Here is a 26643-nt window from a genome sequence, read left to right as displayed (position 1 = left end):
GGTACAATCGCAACATGCTCACCCAAGTACTCGATCACATCCGTCAGGATCACGACGCGGCGGTAGCCCGCCTGTGCGATCTTCTGCGCATTCAATCCGTTTCGACGGACCCCGCCTTCGCGCCGCGGTGCAAGGAGGGCGCCCAATGGATCGCCGCGCAGCTCGCCGAGTGCGGGCTCGATGCGGTGATTCATTCGACGAAGGGTCATCCGATCGTCGTCGGGCGATACGACGAGGCCGGGCCGGACAAGTCGCGGGTTTTGTTTTACGGTCATTACGATGTGCAGCCGCCGGACCCCTTGGACAAGTGGACGACGCCGCCGTTTGAGCCGACGGTGCGGGACGGGAAGTTGTTCGCGCGCGGGTCGAGCGATGACAAGGGTCAGGTGATGTGCTTCATCGAAGCCCTGCGCGGATGGAAGGAAGCGGCGGGCAAGCCGCCGATCAACGTCACCGTGCTCATCGAAGGCGAGGAAGAGTGCGGCAGCGCGCATCTGGATCCGTTCATCGCATCGCACAAGGACCTGCTCGCCGCCGACATCGTCGTCGTGTCGGACACGGCGATGTGGGACCGCGGTCAGCCGGCGATCACATACGCATTGCGCGGCCTGCTGTACTTCGACGTGCAGCTCTACGGGCCGAATCGCGATCTGCATTCGGGCGTTTACGGGGGCACCATCGCCAACCCGGCGACGCAGCTCGTCCGCGTGCTGGGCCGGCTCTTTGACGAGAACAATCACGTGACGATCCCCGGGTTTTACGATGACGTCGTCCCGCTCTCGCAGGACGAGCGTGAGCGATGGAAGAAGCTCGACTTCACGGATGAAAAATGGGGGAAGTCCATCGGCGTCGACGCGCTGCTCGGCGAGAAGGGCTTCACCACGCTCGAGCGCCGCTGGGCGCGCCCGAGTTGCGATGTGAACGGGCTCTACGGCGGATACATGGGCGAAGGGGCCAAGACCGTCATCCCCAGCTTCGCCGGCGCGAAGGTCAGCTTCCGTCTGGCGGCCAATCAGAACCCCGACAAAATCGCGGCGGCATTCAATACCTGGCTCGAGTCGCAGACGCCGCCGGGCTGCCGGTGGCGCGTGCGCGATTATGGTCATGCTCGTCCCGTCATCACTCCGACCGACTCCAAGTACGTCGCCGCCGCCCAGCGGGCCGTGACCACCGGCTGCGGCAAACCCCCCGTCCTCGTCCGCGAAGGCGCCACCATCCCCGTCGTCGCCACCTTCAAAACCGAACTCGGCCTCGACACCCTGCTCATCGGGTTCGGCCTCAACGATGACAACCTCCACTCGCCCAACGAGAAATTCGAACTCGACCACTTCAAAATGGGCTGCCTCACCCACGCCGCCCTGCTCGAAGAACTCGGCAGGTGAATTCACCAAGCAGACGCCAAGACATGCAGATTGAAAATTGACCATTGAAAAATGCAAATTGCAAATTGACGGAGCGGCCTCCTCAATTTGCAATTTGCAATGGTCAATTCACATTTTTCAATTGCCTTCTCCCCGTGCTCCCCGCGCCCCCGTGGTGACCCACTCCATCACGCATCGTCATCACGGCGCAGATCGCGCAGGTAATCGACGCGCATCTGTTTGGCTTTGCGGACCAGGTCGTGGCGTTCGATTTCGTGAGTGATGTTGTTGGTCAGGAGGCGCAGGAACACGAGCATGCTGAAGCCGGCGAGCGCGGCGATGAACAGCATCAGGGGAAACAACGTGTCTTGCGAAAGGACGTCCATCACCTGACATATCGGCTCAGAGCGAGGCGACGCTTGACCGGGGCATGACCCGACCGACGCGGGCGATGCACTTATAGAGCGGGGCCGGCGTCAGATCCGCTACAGCCGGCACAGGCGCTTCGCCCATGACGGCGGCGGCGGCCATGTACCCGCTCCGGGCCGCGCCCTCCATCGTGGCGGGCCAACCCGTCCGGGTCCAGTCGCCGGCCAGAAACAGATTCGCCACGTCGCCGCACGTCGCCGGTCGGTGCGCTTCGATACCGGGCGTCGGACTGAACGTGGCGCGCTTCTCCTTGATGACCTTCGCATTCGCCAGCGCCGCCCGCAGATCACCGCTCACGTAAGCCGACAGCTCACGTAGCGCCATGTCGATGATCGCCTCCGCCGACAGATCGATCCACGCGTCGGCGGCGCTGATGACGCCATGAAGATATTGCGGAGTGGGGAGTGCGGAGTGGGGAGTGAAAGGCAATGAGCGCTCCCCGGCTTTCACTCCGCATTCCCCACTCCCCACTCCACCCTTATTGAAGATCCACTGCAACGGCGAATCGACGAAGATCATGTGCGGATACGGCACGACCTGGCGATCGAACCAAAGGTGAATCCCCAGAATCGGACTGTGTTTGAAATGCTTGAGCCCGTCGAGGCGGCGGTCGCGTTGTTTCAGATCGTCGCCCGCCACCTTGTCGAGCCGGTCGAAGGGCAGGGCGCTGATGCAGTCGTCGATGTCGATCGTCTGACCATCAACGAGTTCGACCGCGCCGATGCGATCGCCCTGCATGACGATGCGCTTGGCCGAAGCGCCGAACATGACCTTGCCGCCGGCGTCTTCAATGACGCGCGTCGCCGGATCGTAAAGCTGCGCGAGCGGCACGGCGGCGGTGCCCATGCGATATGCATCGCGATGGGCTAAAAAACCCTCCTGAAACACCTGAATGGCGAACGGGGCGCCGCAGGTTTCGGGCATCTGGTTAAGCGCACTGACGACGATCACCGCCCAGAACCGCTCGATCACCGCCTCGGTCTGCCCGTGCCGACGGAGCCAGTCGGAGAAGGTCAGATGGTGGAGCGACTCGCGCTGATCGCGCGACATGAGCATCATCGCCAGCATCGCCCGGCCGACGGCGAGTTTCTGCGCGAGCGTCAGCGTGCCGAAGCGCATCATCGATTCGCTTAGGTGCAGCGGGGCGGGCAGATCGCTGGCGAGCAGCACATCGTGATGGCCCTGCTTGTCGAAAAAGTGCAGGTCGTCATGCCAGTCGACTTCGTCGCCGACGCCGAGGCGGCGGTAGAGATCGAGCAGATTCGTGCAGCAGCCGAGCAGGACGTGCTGGCAGTTGTCGACTTGCTGGCCGGAGGCGGGGTCGATGTGGCTCGTCGCGCGCCCGCCGAGGCGGCGGGAGGTTTCGATGAGCGTGACGGCGTGACCGGCCTGGGCGAGGCGCACCGCCGCCGCCATGCCCGCCAGCCCGCCGCCCAGTACGAGCGTCTGCCCGCTCATTTTGTGCCTCCGCCGAGGCCGATCGGCAGATACTTGGCGCGGAGGGCGATCCAGCATTTATGCAGTTTGCTCAGCCGCACGCGCTCGCCGCTGAGCACGCGGGCCGGATCGCGCCGAATCTGATAGAGCAGTCCCCGGTAAATCCGCGTCATCGCCCACAGACACGCCCGCCCGTCCCCGCTCACGCGCGCCTCCAGCGGCTCGGACGCCTTGTAGTACCCCTCCGCCTTCTCCGCCATTTCCTTGATGCCTTCGAGCGCGTCGCGCTTGTCGCCCATCGTGAACATGACGGGGTTGATCTCCAACGCCTCAAACGCGTCGGCCGGCAGATACACGCGGTCGCGCTGCGCATCTTCGAGCACATCGCGCAGAATGTTCGTCAGTTGAAATGCGATCCCCCGCTGCTCCGCCAGCTTCCGCGTCGCCTCGCCGCCCTCGTACCCCCAGATCGTCACGCACGAAAGCCCGACCACCGATGCGACCTTGTAACAGTAGTCGTAAAGCTCCTCGAACGTGGCGTAGCGCGTCTTGTGCTGATCGAGAAGCTGCCCTTCGATCATGTCGTCGAGATATTCGACCGGCAGCCCGTAGCGCAGCACCATGTCGCGCACCGCCGGCCAAAGTTCCCCCTCCGGCATCGCGCTCGCCTCGTTCAAATCCGCATCGATCGCCCGCATCGTCGTGCGGCGAAACTGCTCGATCGTCCGCGTTTTCGCTTCCGCGTTCCCCGCTTCGTCCGCCAGATCGTCCGCGAGCCGCATCCATGCATACAACGCATAGCACGCCGATCGCTTTGGCTCCGGCACGAGCTTGAGCCCATGATAAAAATTCGCCGCCCGCTCGCGCACCACCTGCACGCAATGCGCCTGCGACTGCGCCAGCGACCGCTCCCAGGCGGCGACCTGCCCCACCGCGATCGATGCGGAGGTGCTCATACGCCGCCTCCGAACCATTTCGCCGCGATGACTTTCATCAATAGCCGCGCCTTGCCGCCCTTGGAGAGCGACGGGCGATGATCGAGCGTGTCGTAGTGCTGCGATTCGACGAGCCGCACGATCGACTCGCCGCCGAGCGAGAACAGTTGAATACTCATCCGCACATCCGCCGCGAGCATCGGCCAAAGCGCACGCCCCTCCGCGAACAGCCCCTTCGTCCGTTCGACAAGCTCGCGCATCGCCCGCTGGAATTCGGAGCGTTGATCAATCGTCAGCGGCTTGAGACCGCGCACGTGATCGACGATATGTTGATGCGTCAGATAATGCTTGGCCAGCGTGTCGGCGGGGATGTAGATGCGGTCGCGATCGAGAATGTCGCGCCGGACGTCCTGCCAGAAATTGATGAGCTGAAGCGCGGTGCAGGTCTTGTCGGATAGGCGTTGTCGCGCTTCATCACGGTAACCGCACAGGTAGAGCACCAGCCGCCCGACCGGGTCGGCGCTGCGCGTGCAGTAGTCGACCGTCTGGTCCCATGTCCGGTATCGCGTGACCTTCTGATCCTGCACGAAGGCGTCGATCAGATCATCGAAGGGCTTGGCCGGAATGTCATGCCGCTCGATGGTTTTCGCCAGTGCGATGTACACCGGGTGCCGGGGGCGACCGGCGTAACAGGCCCGCAGTTCCGCGCGCCACCATTCGAGCAGTTCCAGCGACTTGCGGGGGTCGCCCGTCTCGTCGCCCAAGTCGTCGGCCCAGCGGCAGAAGGCATACACATGAGCGAAATCCGCACGCAGCCGGGCGGGGACGACGGCGCTGATGACGCTGAAATTCTCGTATTGTTCGTGCACGAGCCGCGTGGCATAAGCCGACGCCTCCGCGTAGGAAAGCGTCTGACAGTGCTCCGGGCCGTAGCGGTCGAGTTGTTGGAGAACGAGCGAGGCCATTGTTTTTCGAGCCCTTAGTATATCACGCCCCCGCTTGGTCGCCGCCGGGCCGCTCGGCTATACTGAATGCCGGTCAACCCCTCCACTGGAGCTGTCTCGATGAAGATTCTGCTTGCCAATCCGCGCGGGTTCTGCGCCGGCGTCATCATGGCCATCGACACCGTCGAAGAGGCCCTGAAAATCGTCGGCGCCCCGCTCTACGTCTATCACGAAATCGTCCATAACCGCCACGTCGTCGATCACTTCATCAACCGCGGCGTGACCTTCGTCAACACCATCGACGAAGTGCCCCCCAAGTCGACCGTCGTGTTCAGCGCGCATGGCGTCTCCCCCGCCGTGCGCGAACGCGCCAAGGAACGCGGGTGCGCCATGATCGACGCCACCTGCCCGCTCGTGACGAAAGTCCATATGGAAGCCATCCGCTATGCGCGACAGGGCTTCAACATTCTGCTCATCGGCCACGCCGGCCATGACGAAGTCGTCGGCACCGTCGGCGAAGCCCCCGGCGCGATCAGCATTGTCGAGAGCCCCGAAGACGTGCACAAGCTGAGCTTCGACGATGAGGACAAGCTCGTGTACCTGACGCAGACGACGCTGAGCATGGACGATGCGAACGTCATCATTCAGGCGATCAAGAAGCGCTTCCCGCATGTCAAAGCCCCGCCGTCGGAGGACATCTGCTACGCCACGACGAACCGCCAGCATGCCGTGCGCGTCCTCGCTTCCGAAGCCGACCTCGTCATCGTCGTCGGCTCCAAGAACAGCTCCAACTCCGTGCGACTCACCGAAATCGCCGAGAACTCCGGCACGCGCGCGGTGCTTGTCGATGACCGCAGCGAGATCGACCCGACGTGGTTCGCCGGCGTCGAAACCCTTCTGCTGACCGCCGGCGCCAGCGCGCCCGAACATCTCGTCGAAGAAATCGTCCAGATGCTCGTCACCGATTACGGCGCGGAAGTCGATCAGCGCAACGTCACCGAGGAAAACATGCACTTTGAACTGCCCCGCAGTCTCCGCGTTCTGCGCCAGAGCGCGACGGCGTAAGCGCATGTTCACGAATGTCAATCCCCGAAGCCCACGCTTTTTAAGCGTGGGCTTCTGACTTATGAGCAACGTCATGTCCGAAAAACCCCACTTCTTCAACCTCGACAAGGCGGAGCTTGAGGCATTGCTCACGTCCTGGTCCATGCCGCGCTTCCGCGCGGGGCAACTGCTCAAGTGGGTCTACGAACGCGGCGTCATCGACCCGCAGCAGATGACCGACTTCTCCAAGGCCGACCGGGACAAGCTCACGACGTCGATGACCTTCACCAGCTTGAAAATCGCACAACATCAGTCCGCCAGCGACGGCACGCAAAAACTGCTTTTGGAGTGCGGAACGGGGAGTGCGGAGCGGGGAGTGCAAGGCAAAGAAGGGCTTGCGGTTCTCACTCCGAATTCCCCGCTCCCCACGCCCCACTCCACCGAATGCGTCATGATTCCCTCGGAAAACGCGAGCGGATCGCAACGCCGCACCGCATGCATCAGCTCGCAGGTCGGCTGCCCCGTCGGCTGCCGCTTCTGCGCGTCGGGCCTCGGCGGACTCGAAACGAATCTGACCGCAGGGCAGATTGTCGAACAGATCTGGAAACTGAGTTGGGAGTTGGGAGCGCGGCGTGCGGAGTCTTCACTCCCCACTCCGAACTCCTCACTCCGCATTACCAACGTCGTTTTCATGGGCATGGGCGAGCCGCTGAGCAATTTCACGAACGTCACCAAGGCCGTCCGCACGCTCGCCGCGCCGTGGGCTTTCAACATCTCGGCCCGCAAGATCACGATTTCGACGGTGGGCCTGCCCGCACAGATTCGCCGGCTCGCCGATCAGCTTGAGTTGCCCGTGACGCTCGCCCTGTCGCTGCACGCCCCGAACGACGATCTGCGGCGGGAGCTGATTCCGTGGGCCGAGTACACGACGATCGATGCGCTCATCGAAGCGACGCACTATTACTTCCAGCAGACCGGCCGGGAGATCACGCTCGAGTACATCCTGCTTCGCGACACCAACGACCGCCCCGAGCACGCCCAGCAGCTCGCCGCCCTGTGCAAACGCCTGCGGTGTAATGTGAACCTGATCCGCTACAACGAAGTGAAGGGCTTGCCGTACGGCCGGCCCGATTCGCAGGATGTGCACAATTTCCAGCAGATTCTGCGTGATCGCGGCGTCAACGTCCACATCCGCGCCAGCCGGGGCCGCGACATCGCCGCCGCCTGCGGCCAACTCCGCCACGAACAAAAATCCACTGTTTAGCGGCGGGGCAGCGCCCCGCGCTTCCCCCCGCCCGATCACTCCGCCGGCGAAGGCGCAGGCAACGGCGCTGGTGCCGTCGTCGATGGCGGCGGAACCACGCGCGGCGTAATGCAGATCGCTCCCCCGATCGCGATGCGCGGCGACGGCGTCGGACTAAGCCAGTTCATGATGCTGCGCACCGGTTCGTGTTCCTTGATCGTGTCCATCCCGCTGCGCATGCTCGCCAGCGCCGGGTCGGCACTGTTGGGATCGCGATGCATCGCCAGCGCTCCATACGCCAGACCCAACAGCAGCGCAACCGCCGCCGCGATCCGGCCCCACGCCCACTTGGCCGCCTTGCTCAGCGCCTTGGGACAACGCCGCGTCAGAATCCGCCCGTCCGCCCGGCGGTAAAACTGCACGCAGAGCCGCCCTTCATGCGACGCGATCAACGCCTCCGCTTCGCCCCGCGTCATGTCCGACAGGTGGTACACATTGAGCTGACACTGCCCGCAATGCCGCACGCGGTCATCCCCCCGCATGTCCTCCCACTTCACCGGACAGGGCTCGGGAATGTCAATGACATCCAAACTGATCTTCTGCGTCATGGCGCGGCTCCAGAGGCGTAGGTGTCCATATCTCAGACGCATCGGCTGACGGCGGGTTCAAAAAAATGCCGTAACGCATGCAACAAAGTACGCGGGGCGATGCCCCGCCGCTAAACGTCATTGGATTGTCAATCCGTCACGCTGGACGGGTCGCCGCCGTTTTCGATGGCGGTGATTTTGTTGATGCGGCGGGCGTGGCGGCCGGCTTCGAAGTCGGTGGTGAGCCAGATGTGGAGGCATTTTTCGATGAGGCGGAGGCCGAGCATGTCGGCGGAGAGGCAGATGACGTTGGCGTCGTTGTGTCGGCGGCTCATTTCGGCGCCGATGTCGTCGTGAACGAGGGCGGCGCGGATGCCTTTGACTTTGTTGGCGGCGATGGACATGCCGATGCCCGAACCGCAGATGAGCACGCCGCGGTCGGCCCGGCCGTGGGCGACTTCGATGCAGGCGGCGTAGGCCATGTCGGGGTAGTCGCAGCTCGCGCCGTCGCAATAGGGGACGGGGACGAGCTCGTGGCCGGCCTGCGTGATGATGCGGCGGACGGCGTCCATGATGGCGGTCCCGCGATGGTCACAACTGACGGTGATCTTCACTGGCGGACTCCCTACGCCGCGGCGCGGCGGCGCGATTACGAGACCCGGTCGAGCTCATCCAGACGTGCGTCGATCAACTTCGAGAGCCGCCGGGCGCAGTCCACATACACGTCCGGCCCGGCGCCGATCGGGTCTTCGATGGCGATGCCCGAGGGGTCGAGCAGATGGACCTTGTCGGCGGCGGAGGGCGCGATGGCGAGCACGGCCTGGCGATGCGATTCGGTCATGCAGTACAGCACATCGGCCTGGTGAATCATCGCGGCGGTCAGCGGGCGCGAATGATGCTCGCCGACCGGGACGCCGAGGCGATGAAGCGCCTGCTCGGCTTCGGGCGTCATCGGTGAACCGCCCAGGGCGAAGGCGCCGGCGCTGGTCACATGATGACCGGCGTCTTCGAGCTTGGCGGGGTCGACGTCGAGGCGGCGGGAAAGGGCTTCGCGCGCGATGGCTTCGGCCATGGGGCTTCGGCAGGTATTGCCGCTGCACACGAAGACGATCCATCGCTTGGTGAGCTTTTCGAGATAGCGCTGGTCGTAGACGCCTTCGCGGAGCATTTGGAGCTTCGAGCCGGCGAGTCGGACGATCGTCGACGCCTTGGCGTAGCGGGCGATCCCGCCGTCGAGGATGAGATCGACTTCCCGGCCGAGCGAGGCGGCGGCGTGATCGGCGTCGGTCGGCGGGGGCTCGCCGGAGATGTTGGCGCTGGAGGCGACGATGGGTTCGTCGATGGAGGACAGCAGCGCGACGGCGACGGGATGATCGGGGCAGCGGAGGCCGATGGTGTTGCCATGATAAAGCCGGGCGCGGTCGGCGGAGGTCAGGCCCCACTCCGCGAGCTTGGCTTCGATGACGGGCTCTTCGACTTCGACGACGAAGGTGATGGGCCCGGGCATGGTTTTGCGGGCGAGGCGGCGGAGGAGCGGCTGCGTGGCGAGATCGACGTAGCGTTCGATCTGCCGCACGTTGCCCAGATGCACGGTGAACGGTTGATCCGCGGGGCGCTGCTTGATGGTGCGCAGGCGGGTCAGGGCGCGTTCGTTGAGCACGCTGGCGCCGACGCCGTAGACCGTTTCGGTGGGGAACACGACGACGCCGCCGCGGCGCAGAAGCTCCGCGGCTCGCTGGACGGCTTTGTCGCGTTTTGCCGGCGCCTCGCAAGGCAGCGTCGCTGCAGTCATGTTGTCATTATCCACATGATCCATGCGTTCCTCAACTCGGCTCGTGCACTATAGAAGTCGTCGCCGCCGGCAGCGTCACCACCGGCCCGTGCTCGACCGCCATCAAAAGCCCCGCCGCCGGGTCGATGTCGATGACGCGGCCCGTCAGCCGGCGACCGTCCGATTCGACCGTCAACCGCTGACCCGACAGGCACGAGCGGGCCCGCCAGGCATCCTGAAGCTGGCGGTCGGTGGCATGATGCACATCGAAATCGAGGCGGTCGAGCAGCAAATCGAGCAGGCGGAGCCGATCGACGGCGATGCCCTGGTCATGCAAACACGTGGCGGGCAGATCGCGCGGAGCGGCGGTGACATTGACGCCAATCCCGATCAGGGCGGCGGCGTCACATTGCTCGACGAGGATCCCCGCCAGCTTGCGGTCGCCGAGCAAGACGTCATTGGGCCATCGCACCTGCATGCGCTCTTCGCACACCGCCTCGATCGCCTCGGCGACGGCGCAGCAAGCCCCGAGCATCAGGCGGTCGACGCTCGTCCGAGCCGCATCGACGATCGCCGTCAACATCAGGGCGGCGCCCGGCGGGGCCTGCCATCGCCGACCCAGTCGCCCGCGGCCGGCGGTTTGATGGTCCGCCGTGATGACGTGGCCGATGTGCGATGCGGGCTCGCGATGGAGCAGCGATCGGGCGGCGTCCTGCGTGCTGGTCGTCGCACGGTACACGAACAGCCGCCGGCCGAGGCGGTCCGCGTGACGCCCTTCGATGTAGTCCACCCAACACCCCAGCCCCGTCCGAATCAGCCGCACGCCCTCATGCGGATGCACATCAATCTCGCACCCCCCCGTCCGCAGCGACTCGATCGCCGCCGGATTCGCCCCCAGCGCATCGACCGGCACCGCCCGCGTCGCTTCAAGCAACCGGGCCAGCAGTTTCACATCGCACATCGTCTGCGTCTTCATGAGCGGTGCATTCTACGCGACCCGCCCCCCCGCTTTCGCATCACGCCGCGCCGCTCACTTGGGTTTGCCGAACACCGCGACCCACGTCAGCTCCCCCGCCTTGTCGCGCGCCAGACCGAAGCCGACCTGCGTGAATTCGCCGAGCATATTCGCATGGTGCGGCGGAGAACCGACCCAACTGTGGATCGCCTCCGCCACCGTCCGCTGCCCCCGCGCTAAATTCTCCCCCGCCTTGCTGAACGCGTAGCCCCCCGCCTTGAGCCGATCGCCCAGCCCGCCCTCCACATCGTGCTCGAGCTTGCCCGTGCGAACCAGCACCGCCGCATACTTCTGAGCGATCCCCGCCAGCGTGTCGTTCAATTCGAGCGGCGGCAGATCATGCCCCGCCCGCTCACGATTGTGCATCGTCAAGAGCGCCTTGGCATACCGCGGATCGATCGGCTTGTCGGGGTCATCCGCCCCGCCCATCGCCGTCCGCATCAGCACCGACAGCACCACGACCGACATGACCACGCATCGCCGCATCATCAAAGTATAGTGTGGCCCATCCCCCATTCGCACCGGCGCGGCAACACTTCGCTTCGCCGCACGGCCGAAGCGTCGCCCCGTTTCCGCATCAGAATCGCCGTTTTATTCGCTTTTCACCCGGCAAACCGCGCGCACAGGCCCGCCCGTGCGCACCGGCGCGGAGCCCCGGCGCGCCCGGTGCGCGATCGAATAAGGACTTACAGCAACACATGCGCACGACGGGGGCCAATTTGCCATCCCCGTGCGCGAATCGCGAAACGACTGTGCGCGAAGTGGGTGAAATGACCCAATCCCCTCGCCATCGAACGGAGCCGTCGTGATGGAGCGTGTTGACGGCTTCGTTGCCGAAATGATGAATCGGTCGCGGGCAGCCAGTATGCATGCAGTACGTCGCGCCATCGCGCCAGCACGCATGGCTTCAATACCTCGGTCGCCACCGCCGATCGTCTCCGCTGGGAACGACCTTGAAAAGCGTGACGAACCCGTCGCTGTGGTGGTAGTACGACACGCTCAGGTCTCTGTAGACGTAGTTGCCGCAGAGTTCGCTGGCGGGCGTCTCACCCGAAGCGTAGTCCGTATTGTGCTGGTTCCACCACGTATTGACGCCATTGGGCGATTGCGTGACCTGATCGCCCATGAGCGGGCGTCCCGCCTTGCCGGTCTCGGCCAATGTGCTTGGCACGACTTTGGACCAGGTCGTGGGAGTTCCGTCCGGCATGTAGTAAGTCTTGCTGCTCGATGAGAAATTGACGTACAACTCGTAGGTCCAGAACTGGTGCCCGTAAATCGGCCCGGGATATTGGTCTTTCCATGACTGTCCGCTGACCCGCACCGTGAACGGACAGGCGTAGACATCGGAGGGCGGCAGGTACTGCTCGACGACGGGGGTGATGTCGAACACGCCCGCACTGCTCAACTGCCGCACGAGATAGGCCTGCCTGGCGGCGACCCCGTCGATGCGCCAGTAAAACCACATCCGGTTTTGCAAGGCGTAGCTGACCATGGCCGTGCCGTGCTGCTTGAGATTGCTCATGCAAACGACATTCATGGCGGCCTCCCTCGCGCGGCGCATGGCGGGCAGGAGGATCGCGATCAGCACGGTGATGATCGCGACGACCACGAGCAGTTCAATCAAGGTGAAACCGCGTCGTCGCATGGCGGACTCCATCAGGCAAGCCCCGGGTGGAAAACCCGGGGCCTGTCGCAACAACTGTGGTCATACGCGGCGGCGGCGCAGCGCGGCGGCGGCCAGCAGGCCCAGCCCGGCGGGCAGCGCGGCGGGGGTCGGGACGATGGTCGTCACCTTCACCGAGTCGAGGGTGGTGGTGAAGTATTGATTGCCTCCGGTGATCGTGGCTTCCTGCGTCCAGAATCCGAGCGCCGCGTTGCCGCCGGCGCCGTTCCAGTTCGATACATCGAAGACGAATGAGCCGGATGCGGTGCCGCTCGAGCCGCCGAGCACGGTGATGGTGTAGTTGATGTTGGTTCCGGTCCCCGGCCCGATGGTCAGGTCGAAGCCCGTGACGCCCGACCCGGTGAAAGTTTTGTGGATCGTCGCGCCGTCCGAAGCGCTTGTGGGGGCATTCACCTTCGAGCCGAGGGTCAGCTTGCCCGCACCGTCCACGCTGACGACCACGGCGTCATTGGCCGCGTTGCTGTTGATACCGTCGGAGAGGAGCATCATGCGAAGGCGTTCGGCGGCTCCGCCAATGGTCGGCGTCCCGTTGTTGGTGAAGCTGATGCCGCGCACCGCGATCGTGATCTCATGAGTGAAGAAGTTGAAATCGGATGTGACGCCGCTGTAAATCACCACGCCGCTGAAATTGGAATGATTGGTGCCGGCGTTGTCGCCGACGGTCATCGAAAGAATGCCGCCCGATTCGGCGATGCTGTTCGCGTCGCCGGGTCCTGAGTTGAGGTTCTGACTCCAATAGCCGACGTTGGAATCGCTGTTGGCGACGATGCCGTTGTTGAAGTTGTCCTCCAGTACCGTGACGATGGCGCCCTCCGCGGGCAGTGTCGTCAGAAAAGGCGCCAGGACGCTTGCCGCAACGAGCAAGCGCCAGTGGTTGAAGGTGTTTTGCAACATTTAGAGTCTCCTTTTGAGTCGGTTGGGTGTCGCGTCCGAAGTGAGATTGTTTGCGGCGCGTGATGTCATGGTCGCCGCCGGGCAATGTCGTTTGAGGTTGTTCGTTCGTCGTCGATGCGGATCGGCAGCGGGCCGCGTATCTGCAGCCCGGACCATCCGTAGTACCTGTCGCCGTGATCGGACGGCAGGCCCACCGAGCCAAGGATCACGCCCGAAGCATCGGCGCGCACGCCGACGGTGTACTCGTTGTCCCGCTCGCCATCGATGTGATCAGGCGCGGCTCCCTGGACGGAGAAGACGAGACTCTGGCCCGTCATTTTTCCCTGATACTTCGGCGCGAACAGGATCAGTCGGTACATCGCCGATGGTACGAGGCCGACGATGCGCCACCGAAGGGGCGTCAGGTCGCCTTGGGTGAGCGTGGCATTGAAGGTCAGGCGATCATCGCGGAGCGGATCGCCGTACCCCGGGTCGTACGCCGGCATCCAGTAGCCCCGGCCGAGGTTGAAGTCGAATCGTGCGGAGGTCGCATGTCCGTCGCCGCTGGTCAGCGTGTCGCAGGACAGCGCTCGATTGGAACGGACACGATTGTCCGAACCCATGTCGAGCACGTTCCACTCGCCGGCCTGCTCGCCGTCGAATGTGAACTTTGAAGCGCGATGCGAAGCGTCATCCTTTGCGACAGGCGAGTCTGCGAGACTGAAGTCGATGCTGATGACGCCGGTGATTGCTTTGAGCACGCGTTTTTCCGGATCGGGGTCATCGACAAAAATCGCGGATTCGTGTTTGCTCAGGACGATCGACCGCTCGGATCCCGATCCATCCGACCACTCGACGCGCACGGTGCCGTTGGACACCTGAATGCTCGGTTCGCCGTTGTCTTTGATGCAAACGTCGTAGGCGGTGCCCAGATCGACCACGCGCGCGCCGTGGGGCAGGTCGACGGTGAAGCCGCGGGCGTTTTTCGGCACGTAGACGTTGAGCGTGCCGGAGATGAGGCGGCCGCGGTTCGGGCCGGTCATTTCAAATTCGCATGGGCCGGTCAGGTCGACGACGGCGGTGGACTGGAACATGACTTGGGCTTTGCCGGAGACGAGTTTGATCGGGGCGGTGAGACCTTCGCCGAGGGCGCGCTCGCCTTCGGCGAACGCGGCGTCATTCGAGAGGTCGCTGAGGATGGCGAAAGATGCCGGGGCGGCGGAGTGGGGAGCGGGGAGTGCGGAGTGCGGAGTCGAAGGCAGGAAGACATCAAGGAGTGCTGCGGCGATGACGAGGAGCGCGGCGATGGCCGCGATACTCCGCACTCCCAATTCCCAATTCCACACGCTGTTTCGCGAAGCGCTTGGCAGGGCGGGCGTCGCGGTGCTGATCCCGCAGCTTTGGGAGGCGCCGTGATCCCAGCGCATGTCGGCGTCGAAGAGCAGGTGCTCGATGTATTGGCGGCGCAGGGCGGGGTCGTGACGAAGCAGGTTGCACAGCGTCTGATGGTCGTCGGGCGCGATCGTCTGATCGATCGCCCCGGCGAGCAGCGCGTCGAAGTCAAGCGGCGTCGCGGTCACGAGGAGTTCTCCTGCGTGAGCCGGCCGGCGATGCAGGCCAGGAGTTGTTTGCGGATTTTGTGGAGCGTGACGGAGAACGAGGCGGCGGAGCGGCCGAAGGATTCGGCGACCTGCGCGACGCTCGCATCCGATTCGTAGCGCGTCTCGATCATGCGGCGGTGATTTTCGGGAAGCTGATCCAGACACGAGCGCAGGGCGGCGACGCGCTGGTCGGCATGGGCAAGCAGTTGGACGGTTTCCGTGGCGAGCAAACTGACGAGCGCTTCGTCGAAGACGAGCCGATCGCGCCGGCGGCTGCGGAAGAAATTGAGCACCTCGAACTCCGCCATGCGGCAGGCCCACGCCAGAAAATTCGTGCCCGGCTCATAGTCGGCGTTCTTGCGCCACAGGGCCATCGACGTCTGCGAAAACACCTCGTCCGCATCCTGCGGGCGGGGGCACAGCGAGCGGATGAAGCTGTAGAGCGTCCGCTGGTGCTGCGTGAACTGCTGCATGAAATGTTCTTCAGCCATGACGATCCCGACGGGCTTGCGATCGATCCGCGCAGGTTCCACTCTTCTAACAGCCGGTCGGTTGTGAATCTTAACGGGCGTCGATAGACTTATTTGCGAGGTTCCGAGGCCCGGTTGCCCGTTGACCCGTAACACTTCGCACTTACAGGAGATACCCATGACCCGCCAGCCATTGAATCGTCGTGAATTTCTGCAACGTACGGGATTGGCCGCCGCGGCGCTGGCGGTGACGGGATGTGCGGCGACGCAGGTGGCGGCGGCGGATGAACCGCTGTTCAAAATCTCGCTGGCCGAGTGGTCGTTCCACAAGCGGCTCTTCAAGCAGGCCACGCCGCACATGGACCATCTGGACTTCCCCGCGGCGACGAAGGCGCTGGGCATCGATGCGTGCGAATACGTCAACCAGTTCTTCAAGGACAAGGCCAAGGACGAAGCGTACCTGGGCGAACTGAAGAAGCGATGCGCCAGCGAAGGCATCGAGAGCCGATTGATCATGTGCGATGGCGAAGGCGCGATCGGCGATCCGGATGACAAGAAGCGGACGATGGCGGTGGAGAATCATTACAAGTGGGTCGATGCGGCGAAGTTCCTGGGCTGTTTCGCCATCCGTGTCAACGCGCAGAGCAACGGCAGCTTCGAGGAGCAGCAGAAGCTCGCCGCCGACGGGCTGGCGCGGCTGACGGAATACGGCGCGAAGAGCAACATCGCCGTCATCGTCGAGAACCACGGCGGGCTGTCGAGTAACGGCCAGTGGCTGGCGGGGGTGATGAAGATGGTCAACCATCCGCTGTGCGGCACGCTGCCGGACTTCGGCAATTTCCACGACTACGACCGCTACAAGGGCGTCGACGAAACGATGCCCTTCGCCAAGGCCGTCAGCGCCAAGACGCACGACTTCGACGCCGACGGGAATGAGACGCACACCGACTACTTCAAGATGCTCGACATCGTCGTCAAGAAGCACAATTACCACAGCTTCCTGGGCATCGAATACGAAGGCAGCGGCATGAGCGAGGAAGCGGGCGTCATCGCCACGAAGAAACTGCTGGAGCGCGTGCGGGAGAAGATGACGGCTTAAGAACGTGTGTGAGAAGGGGGCGTTTAACGAGCCGCGACCGTGAGGGAGCGGTCGCGGCGCCGCACAGGGATGCTTGGTTCGACCGCTCCCTGACGGTCGCGGCTCGTTGATCCATGGACTTCTCACACGTGTTCTAAGGACGCGACGCCGCCCTGCGCAGCGCTTCGCGAAGCAGGGAGCCCCGGATTCAAGCTATTGCGTTTCCTCCGCGTGTCGTTCGCACATCTGATCCATCACCGCGACCGCCTCGGGGGGTAATTCCGCTTGCAATGGAAACGCCCGCTCCCCCGCCGCTCGCTCGAAGACGATCCATGGGATGTCGCGCCGACACGCCACGCTGACGAGCATCGCCGCGCCGAAGGTGAACATGCAAAACGAGGCGATCATGCGCAGCGGCGTCGAAAGGATCAGCCAACCGAGATTCAACGGATCGCCCGCCACTGTCTGCAGCGGCAGGCCCGCAAGGATGACCCCCATCAAGAATCCCGCGCGAGGATGCTTGAAGCTGCTTCGATACTCCAGCCGATAGCCCGTCAGCGATGCGCGGCTCACCATGCCCAGAACGTACCCGCCATCCGTCACGCCCACTCGATCATCGCTGAAAATCAACTGACCGATGGACGCGAATTCCCCGGGTCGAATGATGCTTTCAATTTTCATGAATGACCCCCGCCTGCCGTGATGGCCTCGTACATTATCCACTCGATGATCGCCGCAGCCAAGTCCTTCGCATTTGCGACCCCGCGCGATTGGCGGATATCATCGCCGTTCATGTCCGGGACGCTCCCCCCCATCGAACCCGACGGCACAGCCGCGCCCATTGATGATGTTCTCCGGTTGACGCCGACGGTGGAGTCGGAGTTGGAGCCGGTCGATGCTTCGCGAAGCTGGCATGTGGTGGTCGTCACGGTCACAGCGGTCGCAATCGGTTATTTATTGACGAAGGCTTCGATGGCGCACTGGGCGCCGCCGATCGTGCAGCATGTGGTGTATGCGCCATCCGGCACCAAACCGTTGGCAATCTATTACGATTACAAGACGCACGGCTTAGGCCTGCTGGCCCCAGCCGCGCTGCCAATGCAGTTCACGATGTTCGTGGCGGCGATACTTGCGGCGTGGCGATTGCCGCGCCCGCGTCAACTCACATCCGCATTGGGATTCGTGCCCGGCCGGCTCTCGGCGGCGACCTGGCCGCTTTGGATCATGGGCACGTTATTCGTATCGCTACTGATGGTCATCGCGCGCATGAGCATGGGTAGCGAAGACCCGGTCGAACGTCTGCTCGGCTTGTCACTTCAGGAATCGGCTGGGATGGAAGTAGTGGGCATATTCTTGATCGCGTCGCTGATACCCGGAATGTGCGAGGAGTTGCTCTTCAGAGGTCTGGCGACACGATGGCTCGCCTGCAGAATGTCCGCGCCTGCTGCGATCGCCCTCTCAGCAATACTCTTCGCCTGCGCACATTTGAATCCATCAAAGATTCCATTCGTAATACCGATCGGGCTCTGGCTCGGATATACAACACTCGCAACGCAATCCATCTACCCATCAATGATCGGCCACTTCTGCAACAATGCCATCGCCTTGTACATCGTCTCGTTCACCCAGCAAAACCTTCAGATCGCCCGATCACCCAAAGTCATCGCCGTCATGCTCGCCGTCTACAGCATTGGTTTTGTCGGCAGCATCTACGTTCACCGCCGTGCGCTACATGTTCAATCCATGGCGCGTTTGAACTCGATCACCCGCGGCGCGCCGGGCATGGTAGAATCCGCGGGCGTGTCGGGAACGCCTTCATCCATGGAGAAGACCTCATGAATCGTCGTGCGATGATCGTTGCGGTGGTGATGTTCGTGTGGACCGTGCTGTGCGTCCGCGCGGCCGACGATGCGGCGGCGGCGACCGGGCCGCGCGATGGGAAGTATCGGATCATGAGCTACGGAGCCGTCGGGAAACCGCCGCTGTTTCTCGGGTCGTTTGAGCTAGCCAGCGGGAAGTACAAGGCGTTCCTCCCGGGCGACAAACTTCAGGGCGAGGGGACGTATTCGTTCGACGCGGCGAGCCAGACGGTCAAGTGGGACACAGGGCCGTACGCCGGCGTGTGGGGCGGGGCGTTCACCATCGATCGCGAAGGCAAGACGCACAAAATCCGCCTCAAGAGCACGACGATCGCCACGAACAACATCGACTGAACCGCCCGCTCTAGTGCCCCGGCAGCACCGCCCGGATCATCTTCGCATTCTCCTCGCACTTGCTCGCATCGATCGCCTCGATGAACGCCTTCATCCCCGCGCGGATCGTCGCCGCGTCCGGCGGATTCAAACCCAGCGGGCTGCTCAGCCAATCGATCACCGCCTTCCAGTTCGGGTCCATCTTCACGACGAGCGTCCCCGGGAAATGATTCGGCGCTTTCTTCCATGTCCAATACACCCACCCGTTGATCACCGGCTCGACCGCATACAGATCGACCGTCGAGCGGATCATCTCGACCGTGTTCTCCCCGAACTCGCCGCACCAGAGCGGCACATCGAGCCGGCGCGCCAGATCGACGTACTCGCCGATCTTCTTCGCCCGATCGTCGCCGAACCATGTGTACATGTGGAAGCTCATCGCCAAGTTCTTACAGGGTGGCTTGTCGAACATCGAAAAGTCCGTCGAGAATTTCGCGCCTTCGAGGATGATCATGTGATCCGCATCGACGGCGCGAATCGCTTCGATGATCCGCTGATACAAAGCCGCCAGCGCCTCGCCCGACGGCGGGGCCGGCTCGTTGAGCAGATCGTACCCCGCCAGGTACTTTCGCTTGCCGTACCGCCCCGCGATTTTCCGCCACAGGTCCACGGTCTTGTCCTGACTTTCGCGCGAGACCCAAAGCCGATCGCGCGGCTCGGCGGGGTCGGCCATGAACAAACCCGATTGCCCGCCCGGCGCCGCGTGCAGATCAAGCACGACATACACCCGGTGTTTCTCGCACCAGTCCATCAGATGATCGAGCAGCTCAAACCCGCGCGGCGAATCGAAAAGCCGATGATGCAGCGGCACACGCACGCAGTTGAACCCCGCCGCGGAGATGCGCTGGATGTCCGCCTCCGTGATGAAATGCTCGTACACCTGCTGTTCGAACGCGTCGGTTTCACCTTTGCCGATCTGCTTCTGGAGCCGCGCGAGCATCGTGCTTTCGGTGTGCAGAATGCCGTTGCCGAAGATCCATCCTTCCCAGACGAACCACCCGCCGAGGTTCACCCCGCGCAGGTTCAGCTCGCGCCCGCGCCCGTCGAGTATCTTCGTCCCCCGCTGGTGCACCACTGTCTCCGCCTGCGCGAGGCCGGCGAATGCCATCAGCGACAAAATCAGTGCGAGCGTCTTCATGGGCGTTCCTACCGACCGGACGCTGCGCGGTTGCTGCATGTTGGCTTATCGCTTACCGCGCCAGACGGGGTCGTGATGCGACTCGGCGGACGAGGCGAACCAGCGTGTGAGCGTCATCTTCTGCCGTGTGTAGAACAGCACGCCTTCGGTTCCCTGCACGTGCAGGTCGCCGAAGAACGACGCGTTCCAACCCGTGAACGGGAGCCACGCCATCGGGGCCGGCACGCCGATGTTCACGCCGATCATGCCCGCGTTGAAGTGCCGCTTGAACTGACGCGCCGCGTAGCCGTCACGTGTGAAGATCGACGCGCCGTTGCCGAACGGGCACGCCCGGCCGATCGCCAGCGCGTCGTCAAGCGTCTGAGCCCGCACGACCGACAACACCGGTCCGAAAATCTCGTTCCGCCACAGTGTCATGTCCGGCGTGACCTCGTCAACAACGCAGGGTCCAAGCACAAAACCATCGAATTTCCCGGCGATTTCCCGCCCGTCGAGCCGGACCGACGCCCCCTCCGACTTGGCCGTATCCAGATAACCGGCGACGCGCGTCCGATGCGCCTCGTTGATCAACGGGCCCATCTCCGTTTCGTCGTGCCCATCCGTCGGGCCGACCGTCATGCGGCTCGAATAGTCCACCAACTGATCCACCAGCGCATCGCCGACGTCGCCGACCGCCAGCGCGACCGACCCCGCCATGCAGCGCTGACCGGCGCACCCGAACGCCGACGCCGCCAGCGCTTTGACCGACTGATCGAGGTCGGCATCGGGCATGATGATCAGATGATTCTTTGCGCCCCCCGCCGACTGCACGCGCTTGCCGTGCGCCGCGGCGGTGGCATAGATGTAGCGCGCGATATCCGTCGAACCGACGAACGACACCGCGGCCACGCGCGGGTCCGACAAGAGCGCGTCAACGACGACCTTGTCGCCGTGCACGATGTTGAACACACCCGCCGGCAGCCCCGCTTCGATGAGCAGTTCGCCGAGCCGGATCGCGCTGAGCGGCACTTTCTCCGACGGCTTGAGCACGAACGTATTGCCGCACACCAGCGCGATCGGAAACATCCACAACGGCACCATATTCGGAAAGTTGTACGGCGTGATGCCGACGCACACGCCGACCGGATGACGATTCGTCTCGCCATCGACATTCGCCGCCAGGTTCGGGAATGTGTCGCCCGCCAGCAGACTCGGCACGCCGCACGCGAACTCGACGACTTCGAGGCCGCGCTGCACTTCGGCGACCGCTTCGGCGTGCGTCTTGCCATGCTCGCGCGTGACCAGCCGGGCCAGCTCATCGTGATGACGGTTGAGCAGTTCGCGGTAGGCGAACATGACGCGGGCCCGGTCGACCGCCGGCGTCTCGCTCCAGGCCGGCAGCGCCTCGGCCGCCGCGCTGACGGCGGCGGCGGCGTCCGCCGTCGAACCCAGCGGCGTGCGGGCGAGGACGGACCCGCTCGACGGGTTGAAAACCTCGACAAAACGCGTGGATTTAAGCTCGATCCACTTGCCCCCGATCAACGCGGGCACGGTCTGGGCGGCGGCGGTCATCGTCATGCACGGGCCTTTCAGCGGATATTTGTGTAGCCAAACTGAACCTGTTGCGGTATCGTGGACAAGTTGTACCCGGCCGATCATCTTAGCCGATGAATCAGCGGGTTTGTTCGCACGCTGTGCTGGAGTCTTCTCATGCCTCGAATGGTCCGCGGAGCGTTGATTCAGGCGACTTTGAGCGAGCCCGCTACGTCGCCGATCGAAAAAATCAAAAAGTCCATGATCGACAAACACGTCGACATGATCGCCCAGGCCGCCGGACAAGGCGCTCAAGTCTGCTGCCTTCAGGAACTGTTCTACGGCCCGTACTTCTGCGCCGAGCAGGACACCAAGTGGTACCACTTGACCGAACCGGTGCCGGACGGCCCGACGACGAAGCTCATGATGGAGCTGGCCAGGAAGCACAAGATGGTCATGGTCGTCCCCATGTATGAAGAGGAGCTGCCGGGCGTGTATTACAACACCGCCGCGGTGATCGACGCCGACGGGTCGTACCTGGGCAAGTTCCGCAAGATTCACATTCCGCATTGCAACCCCGGCTTCTGGGAAAAGTTCTACTTCCGTCCCGGCAATCTCGGCTATCCCGTGTTCAACACGCGCATCGGCAAAGTCGGCGTGTACATCTGCTACGACCGGCACTTCCCCGATGGCGCGCGGTGTCTGGGCCTCAACGGCGCGGAGATCGTGTTCAATCCCAGCGCGACCGTCGCCGGTTTGAGCGAGTATCTCTGGAAGCTCGAGCAGCCGGCGCATGCGGTGGCGAATCAGTATTTCGTCGGCGCGATCAATCGGCCGGGCTGGGAGGAGCCGTGGCGCATCGGCGAGTTCTACGGGCAGTCCTACTTCTGCGATCCACGCGGACAGTTCATCGCCCAGTCGAGCAAGCGCACCGAGGATGACATCGTCATCGCCGACATGGATTTCGACATGATCCGCGAAGTGCGGAACACCTGGCAATTTTTCCGCGACCGTCGCCCCGAGACGTACTCGGCCATCACCGCCCTTTAATCGGCCCGTGATGCACGAAACAAGCCGTCGAGTCCGGCGGCGGTTGTCACATGAGAACACCCGAAGATTGAACCACCAAGACACCCAGAACACCAAGGAAACTACCTTGAAAATGCTGAAAAATGTCTTCCTTGGTGACCTTGGTGTCTTGGTGGTTGAGACGATGAATCATGGCTGACGCATCGAACATGCTTTACGGACTCGAAGACAAGCCCCCGCTCGGCCGCGCGACCGTGCTGGGGCTCCAACATGTCTTGACCATGTTCGGTTCGACCGTGTCGGTCCCGCTGCTCTTGGGTCCGAAGATGGGCCTCGACACCAGCGGGATCGCACTGCTCATTTCGTCGGTGATGCTCTGTTCGGGCATCGCCACGTTCATACAGTCCACGTTCGGCTCGCGCCTGCCGATCATTCAGGGCGTGAGCTTCTCGTTCCTCTCCGCGTTCATCGCCATCATCGCCATCGTTCACGATCAGAACCCGACCGCCGCGCCCGGCGCCGCCATGCCCTACATCGCCGGCGCCGTCATCGGCGGCGCGGCCCTCGAAACCCTCGTCGGCTTCAGCGGACTCATGGGTCTGATCCGCAAAGTCCTCTCGCCCGTTGTCGTCGGCCCGGTGATCATGCTCATCGGTCTGGCGCTCTATCAGGTCGGCGCGCCTATCGCCGCCAAACACTGGCCCACCTCGATTCAGACGATCGTCCTCATCGTGCTCTTCTCGTTCATCCTCGCGCGAAAAAGCGTCATCTGCCGCATGTTCCCCATGCTGCTGGCCATCGCCGGGTCGATGCTCATCTGCGCCGTGCTCGCGGCGGTCGGCGTGTACGGCCCGGATCATCCCGCCCGGCCGGACCTCTCGGCGTTCGAACACGCGGAATGGATGCGCACGACGGGCGTGTTTTTCCCATGGGGGCTGCCCAAGTTCACGGTCGGCTTCTTCGCCGCCGTGCTGCCGGGGTATCTGGCGTCGATGATCGAGAGCTTCGGGGACTACCATGCGTGCAAGCAGATGGCGGGCGCGGGCAATCCGTCGCCGCGCGAGATTTCGATGGGCATTGGGGCCGAGGGCATCGGCTGTGCGCTGACGGGCGTGTTCGGCGGGTTCAGTTCGACGAGCTATTCGGAGAACGTCGGGTTGATCGGACTGACGCGCGTCGGCTCGCGCTACGTGGTGCAGATCGGAGCGATCATTCTCATTTTCCTCGGTATTTTCGGCAAATTCGGCGCTCTGGCGGCGGCGATTCCGATGCCCGTCGTCGGCGGGCTCTACTGCGCCCTATTCGGCCTGATCGCCGCCGTGGGCGTCCGCCAGTTCGCCCGGGCCGACCTCAACTCCGATCGCAACCTGTTCATCGGCGGGTTCGCCCTGTTCATGGGCATCAGCGTGCCCTACTACTTCGACAACGGCGGGTCGGAAGCGGTGAAGCAGATGCTCACCGGCGGAATCGCTGACGCAGCGACTTGGCGCACGACGCTCGCCGACGTGATCAACGCCGTGGGCACGACCGGCATGGCCGTCGCGGCGATCCTTGGCATCATTCTCGATAACGTCATTCCCGGCACGCCGCAGGAGCGCGGCCTCGTCGATCATCCGAGCACTATGATTCCCGAGGCCGACGACATCGACGCCGCACCCTCCGCTTGATGGAGCTACATGACATGAACCCCACACACACCGCCCGCACCATCGCGCTTCCCCAATGTTCGCACACGCCTTCGCCCTACACCGGCCCGAGCCGCGATGAGGTCATCGCCCTGCGTCACCAGTACGTCAACCCCGGCGTGCTGACGTACTACCGCGATCCGTTGATGATCGTCGAGGGGAAGATGCAGTACGTATGGGACGAAACGGGCAAGCGATACCTTGATGCATTCGCGGGCATCGTCACCGTCAGCGTCGGTCATTGTCACCCGAAAGTCGCCGCGGCGATTCAGGAACAGGCCGGGAAGTTGCAGCACACGACGACGATTTACCTGCATCCGACGATCGCGCAGTTCGCGCAGAAGCTCGCGTCGAAGATGCCCACCGATGCGAAGGGCGCGCCGCTCGACAAGACGTATTTCACGAACTCGGGTTCCGAAGCCAACGAGATCGCCGTGCTCATGTCGCGCGAATTCACGGGCAATACCGATGTCATCGCGCTGCGCAACGGATACCACGGCGGGACGACGACGCCGATGGGGCTGACGGCGCACGGCACCTGGCGCTTCAAGTCGAACCCCGCGACGAATATCCATCACACGCATCCGGGCTACTGCTACCGCTGTCCGTACGGTCTGACGTATCCGAGCTGCGACCTCAAGTGCGCGAAGGACGTCAAGAATGTCATTCAGTACCAGACCAGCGGGGAAGTCGCGTGTTTCATCGGCGAGCCGATTCAGGGCGTCGGCGGCACGATTGTTCCGCCGCGCGAGTTTTTCAGCGTGGTGTACGACATCGTCCGCCAGCACGGCGGACTTTGCATCGCCGACGAAGTGCAGGGCGGATTCGCGCGGACGGGCGATCAGTACTGGTCGCATCAATACTTCGGCGTCAAGCCGGATGTGGTCACGATGGCCAAGGGCATCGGCAACGGCGCGCCGCTCGCCGCCGTCACGACGCGCAGCGATGTGGCCAAGACGATGACGCGGCGCGTGCACTTCAACACGTACGGCGGGAACCCCATCTCGATGGCGGCGGGACTGGCGACGATCGAGGTCATCGACGCGGAGCACATCCAGGAAAACGCCCGGAAAATCGGCGGTTTCCTCAAGGCCGGACTCATCGACCTGATGGGCAAGCATTCGATCATCGGCGAGGTGCGCGGGCTGGGGCTGATGCTCGGCATGGAACTCGTCAAGGATCGCAAATCGCGCGAACCGGCGAAGGCCGAGGCGGCGGAGCTGATGGAGATGGCCAAGCACCGCGGGCTGATTCTCGGCAAGGGCGGCCTGTTCGGCAACACCATGCGCATCAAGCCGCCGATGTGCATTACCAGGGACGACGCGGAATTTCTCCTCGCGGTCGTCGATGAATGTCTCGATGAGATTCAAGCCAAAATGTCGTAAGATCGACCTCGACTGACAAGGAAAGAGATATGCCCACGCTCGCCACCACCGTCGACGGCCTCAAGTTCGCCAACCCTTTCGTGATCGGCTCCGGCCCGCCGGGGACGAACCGCAACGTCGTCGGCAAAGCGTTTAAGGAAGGTTGGGGCGGCGTCATCGCCAAGACCGTCTCGCTCGATGCGTCGAAGGTCATCAACGTCGCGCCGCGCTACGCCCGGCTCTCGACGGATGCGAAGGAGATTTACGGATGGGAGAACATCGAGCTGATCGCCACCACGCCGTTCAAACAGTGGATCGACGACTTCAAGATGATCAAGAACGAGTGGCCAGGCGGCGTACTGGTGGCGTCGATCATGGAGGAGTACAACCGCGATGCGTGGATCGAGATTGTCGAGCGATCGCAGGAGGCGGGGGTCGATGCGCTGGAGCTGAATTTTTCGTGTCCGCACGGCTTGCCGGAACGGAAGATGGGCGCGGCGATGGGCGAAAACCCCGAGATTCTCGAGGAAGTGACGGGCTGGGTCATGTCGGCGGCGAAAGTTCCGGTATGGGCGAAGATGACGCCGAATGTCACGCGCATCGAGACCCCGTCGCGCGCGGCGCTCAAGAGCGGCGCGACCGGCATCAGCGCGATCAACACGATCCGTTGCGTGATGGGCGTCGATCTGGAGACACTGCGGCCGATGCCGACGGTCGAGGGGTACACGACGCCGGGCGGATACTCGTCGATCGCGGTGCGGCCGATCGCGCTGCGCATGGTGATGGAGATCGCCGCGCTGATTCGCGATGAGTTCGGCGGCATACGCAGCATCAGCGGGATCGGCGGGATCGAAACCGGCGAGGACGCGGCCCAGTTCATCCTGCTCGGCGCGGACACGGTGCAGGTCTGCACGGGCGTGATGAAATACGGGTACGACATGGTCAAAAAGATGAGCGAGCAGCTTCTCAGGTTCATGGACAAGCATCATTTCAACACGATCGCCGACTTCAAGGGCCGGGCGCTGCCGTACTTCACGACGCACGCCGAGCTGGTCCGCATGCAGGCGCAGGCGAAGGCGGCGGCGCAGGCGCGTATCGCCCGCAAGGCGGGGATCACGGTGGACAACAAGTGGGACGGCGATGATTTCGTGAAGCAGACGGAGGATCTTGTCGGAGGATGAGGAACAGGCC

25 protein-coding genes are annotated in these 26643 nt (G+C 63.5%); 10 read left to right on the top strand and 15 right to left on the bottom strand.

Translation table 11 applies throughout. The features are described 5' to 3' along the window. Window positions 1-14: 14 nt before the first annotated feature. Window positions 15-1382 carry a dipeptidase gene (locus tag GC162_14700; GenBank protein ID MBI1369891.1) on the top strand — a complete coding sequence of 456 codons (1368 nt, stop codon included), beginning with the start codon at window positions 15-17 and terminating at the stop codon, window positions 1380-1382. A 381-nt stretch (window positions 1383-1763) separates the two neighbouring features. Here GC162_14700 and GC162_14695 read toward each other — a convergent pair whose 3' ends face one another. Genes GC162_14695 through hpnC form a run of 3 tightly spaced genes read right to left on the bottom strand, consistent with a single transcriptional unit; the run spans window position 1764 to window position 5127 of the window. Beyond that, window positions 1764-3305, bottom strand: a complete 1542-nt coding sequence (locus GC162_14695) for an FAD-dependent oxidoreductase (protein MBI1369890.1) — start codon at window positions 3303-3305, stop codon at window positions 1764-1766. Further along, window positions 3245-4201: a hypothetical protein gene (locus tag GC162_14690; protein ID MBI1369889.1), complete on the bottom strand. Its 957-nt coding sequence runs from the start codon at window positions 4199-4201 to the stop codon at window positions 3245-3247. The genes GC162_14695 and GC162_14690 overlap by 61 nt, the downstream gene beginning before the upstream one ends. Beyond that, window positions 4180-5127: a squalene synthase HpnC gene (hpnC, locus tag GC162_14685; GenBank protein ID MBI1369888.1), complete on the bottom strand. Its 948-nt coding sequence runs from the start codon at window positions 5125-5127 to the stop codon at window positions 4180-4182. Before hpnC ends, GC162_14690 begins: the two co-directional genes overlap by 22 nt. A 99-nt stretch (window positions 5128-5226) precedes the next feature. Here hpnC and ispH point away from each other — a divergent pair, with 99 nt between their 5' ends. Together ispH and rlmN are read left to right on the top strand one after the other, a co-directional pair. Next, window positions 5227-6171, top strand: a complete 945-nt coding sequence (gene ispH, locus GC162_14680) for a 4-hydroxy-3-methylbut-2-enyl diphosphate reductase (GenBank protein ID MBI1369887.1) — start codon at window positions 5227-5229, stop codon at window positions 6169-6171. A 61-nt stretch (window positions 6172-6232) separates the two neighbouring features. After that, the gene (rlmN, locus tag GC162_14675; protein MBI1369886.1) at window positions 6233-7414 is read left to right on the top strand and encodes a 23S rRNA (adenine(2503)-C(2))-methyltransferase RlmN; all 1182 of its coding nucleotides are present in this window, start codon (window positions 6233-6235) and stop codon (window positions 7412-7414) included. A gap of 35 nt (window positions 7415-7449) precedes the next feature. Here the strand turns inward: rlmN and GC162_14670 are convergent, their stop codons facing one another. The 9 genes from GC162_14670 to GC162_14630 form a co-directional block, all read right to left on the bottom strand. Then, window positions 7450-8001: a hypothetical protein gene (locus GC162_14670; protein MBI1369885.1), complete on the bottom strand. Its 552-nt coding sequence runs from the start codon at window positions 7999-8001 to the stop codon at window positions 7450-7452. Window positions 8002-8129: 128 nt separating this feature from the next. After that, a complete protein-coding gene (gene rpiB / locus GC162_14665; protein MBI1369884.1) occupies window positions 8130-8594 on the bottom strand; it encodes a ribose 5-phosphate isomerase B in 465 nt (154 codons plus the stop codon). 35 nt (window positions 8595-8629) lie between these two features. Continuing rightward, the gene (locus GC162_14660) at window positions 8630-9796 is read right to left on the bottom strand and encodes a threonylcarbamoyl-AMP synthase (protein MBI1369883.1); all 1167 of its coding nucleotides are present in this window, start codon (window positions 9794-9796) and stop codon (window positions 8630-8632) included. A 7-nt stretch (window positions 9797-9803) separates the two neighbouring features. Continuing rightward, window positions 9804-10727 (bottom strand): biotin--[acetyl-CoA-carboxylase] ligase, encoded by a 924-nt coding sequence (locus tag GC162_14655; GenBank protein ID MBI1369882.1) that lies wholly within the window; start codon window positions 10725-10727, stop codon window positions 9804-9806. Between the two features lie 54 nt (window positions 10728-10781). After that, window positions 10782-11282: a hypothetical protein gene (locus GC162_14650; protein ID MBI1369881.1), complete on the bottom strand. Its 501-nt coding sequence runs from the start codon at window positions 11280-11282 to the stop codon at window positions 10782-10784. Between the two features lie 391 nt (window positions 11283-11673). After that, a complete protein-coding gene (locus GC162_14645) occupies window positions 11674-12411 on the bottom strand; it encodes a prepilin-type N-terminal cleavage/methylation domain-containing protein (GenBank protein ID MBI1369880.1) in 738 nt (245 codons plus the stop codon). A 60-nt stretch (window positions 12412-12471) separates the two neighbouring features. Beyond that, window positions 12472-13344, bottom strand: coding sequence for a hypothetical protein (locus GC162_14640; GenBank protein MBI1369879.1), 873 nt, complete (start codon window positions 13342-13344; stop codon window positions 12472-12474). A gap of 65 nt (window positions 13345-13409) precedes the next feature. After that, window positions 13410-14903 carry a hypothetical protein gene (locus GC162_14635; protein ID MBI1369878.1) on the bottom strand — a complete coding sequence of 498 codons (1494 nt, stop codon included), beginning with the start codon at window positions 14901-14903 and terminating at the stop codon, window positions 13410-13412. Then, a complete protein-coding gene (locus GC162_14630) occupies window positions 14900-15574 on the bottom strand; it encodes a sigma-70 family RNA polymerase sigma factor (GenBank protein ID MBI1369877.1) in 675 nt (224 codons plus the stop codon). Before GC162_14630 ends, GC162_14635 begins: the two co-directional genes overlap by 4 nt. 13 nt (window positions 15575-15587) lie before the next feature. On the opposite strand from GC162_14630, the gene GC162_14625 reads away from it, so the two are divergent. Beyond that, window positions 15588-16493: a TIM barrel protein gene (locus GC162_14625; GenBank protein ID MBI1369876.1), complete on the top strand. Its 906-nt coding sequence runs from the start codon at window positions 15588-15590 to the stop codon at window positions 16491-16493. Window positions 16494-16685: 192 nt separating this feature from the next. Here GC162_14625 and GC162_14620 read toward each other — a convergent pair whose 3' ends face one another. Continuing rightward, complete coding sequence (locus GC162_14620) at window positions 16686-17153, bottom strand: hypothetical protein (protein MBI1369875.1); 468 nt, start codon at window positions 17151-17153, stop codon at window positions 16686-16688. Window positions 17154-17174: 21 nt separating this feature from the next. Between GC162_14620 and GC162_14615 the strand changes: the two genes are divergently transcribed. Both GC162_14615 and GC162_14610 read left to right on the top strand, forming a co-directional pair. After that, window positions 17175-18311 (top strand): CPBP family intramembrane metalloprotease, encoded by a 1137-nt coding sequence (locus GC162_14615; protein MBI1369874.1) that lies wholly within the window; start codon window positions 17175-17177, stop codon window positions 18309-18311. Then, on the top strand, window positions 18308-18685 hold the full coding sequence (locus GC162_14610) for a hypothetical protein (GenBank protein MBI1369873.1): 378 nt from the start codon (window positions 18308-18310) through the stop codon (window positions 18683-18685). Before GC162_14615 ends, GC162_14610 begins: the two co-directional genes overlap by 4 nt. A 10-nt stretch (window positions 18686-18695) precedes the next feature. On the opposite strand, the gene GC162_14605 is transcribed toward GC162_14610, so the two are convergent. After that, window positions 18696-19901 carry a cellulase family glycosylhydrolase gene (locus tag GC162_14605; protein MBI1369872.1) on the bottom strand — a complete coding sequence of 402 codons (1206 nt, stop codon included), beginning with the start codon at window positions 19899-19901 and terminating at the stop codon, window positions 18696-18698. A 6-nt stretch (window positions 19902-19907) separates the two neighbouring features. Beyond that, window positions 19908-21413 carry a CoA-acylating methylmalonate-semialdehyde dehydrogenase gene (gene mmsA, locus GC162_14600; GenBank protein MBI1369871.1) on the bottom strand — a complete coding sequence of 502 codons (1506 nt, stop codon included), beginning with the start codon at window positions 21411-21413 and terminating at the stop codon, window positions 19908-19910. Between the two features lie 138 nt (window positions 21414-21551). Between mmsA and GC162_14595 the strand changes: the two genes are divergently transcribed. The 4 genes from GC162_14595 to preA all read left to right on the top strand — a co-directional run bounded on the left by GC162_14595 (window position 21552) and on the right by preA (window position 26633). Beyond that, window positions 21552-22424 carry an acyltransferase gene (locus tag GC162_14595; protein ID MBI1369870.1) on the top strand — a complete coding sequence of 291 codons (873 nt, stop codon included), beginning with the start codon at window positions 21552-21554 and terminating at the stop codon, window positions 22422-22424. A 170-nt stretch (window positions 22425-22594) separates the two neighbouring features. Continuing rightward, window positions 22595-24070, top strand: a complete 1476-nt coding sequence (locus GC162_14590; protein ID MBI1369869.1) for a xanthine permease — start codon at window positions 22595-22597, stop codon at window positions 24068-24070. A gap of 14 nt (window positions 24071-24084) precedes the next feature. Beyond that, on the top strand, window positions 24085-25473 hold the full coding sequence (locus GC162_14585) for an aminotransferase class III-fold pyridoxal phosphate-dependent enzyme (protein MBI1369868.1): 1389 nt from the start codon (window positions 24085-24087) through the stop codon (window positions 25471-25473). A gap of 29 nt (window positions 25474-25502) precedes the next feature. Then, window positions 25503-26633 (top strand): NAD-dependent dihydropyrimidine dehydrogenase subunit PreA, encoded by a 1131-nt coding sequence (gene preA, locus GC162_14580; protein MBI1369867.1) that lies wholly within the window; start codon window positions 25503-25505, stop codon window positions 26631-26633. Window positions 26634-26643: the final 10 nt, after the last annotated feature.

The organism is Planctomycetota bacterium (assembly GCA_016125255.1).
In the GTDB taxonomy this organism is placed as follows: Bacteria; Planctomycetota; Phycisphaerae; order Phycisphaerales; family Zrk34; genus RI-421.
Note: the sequence above shows the minus strand (reverse complement) of the source record. Positions and strands in the feature narration are given on the sequence as shown.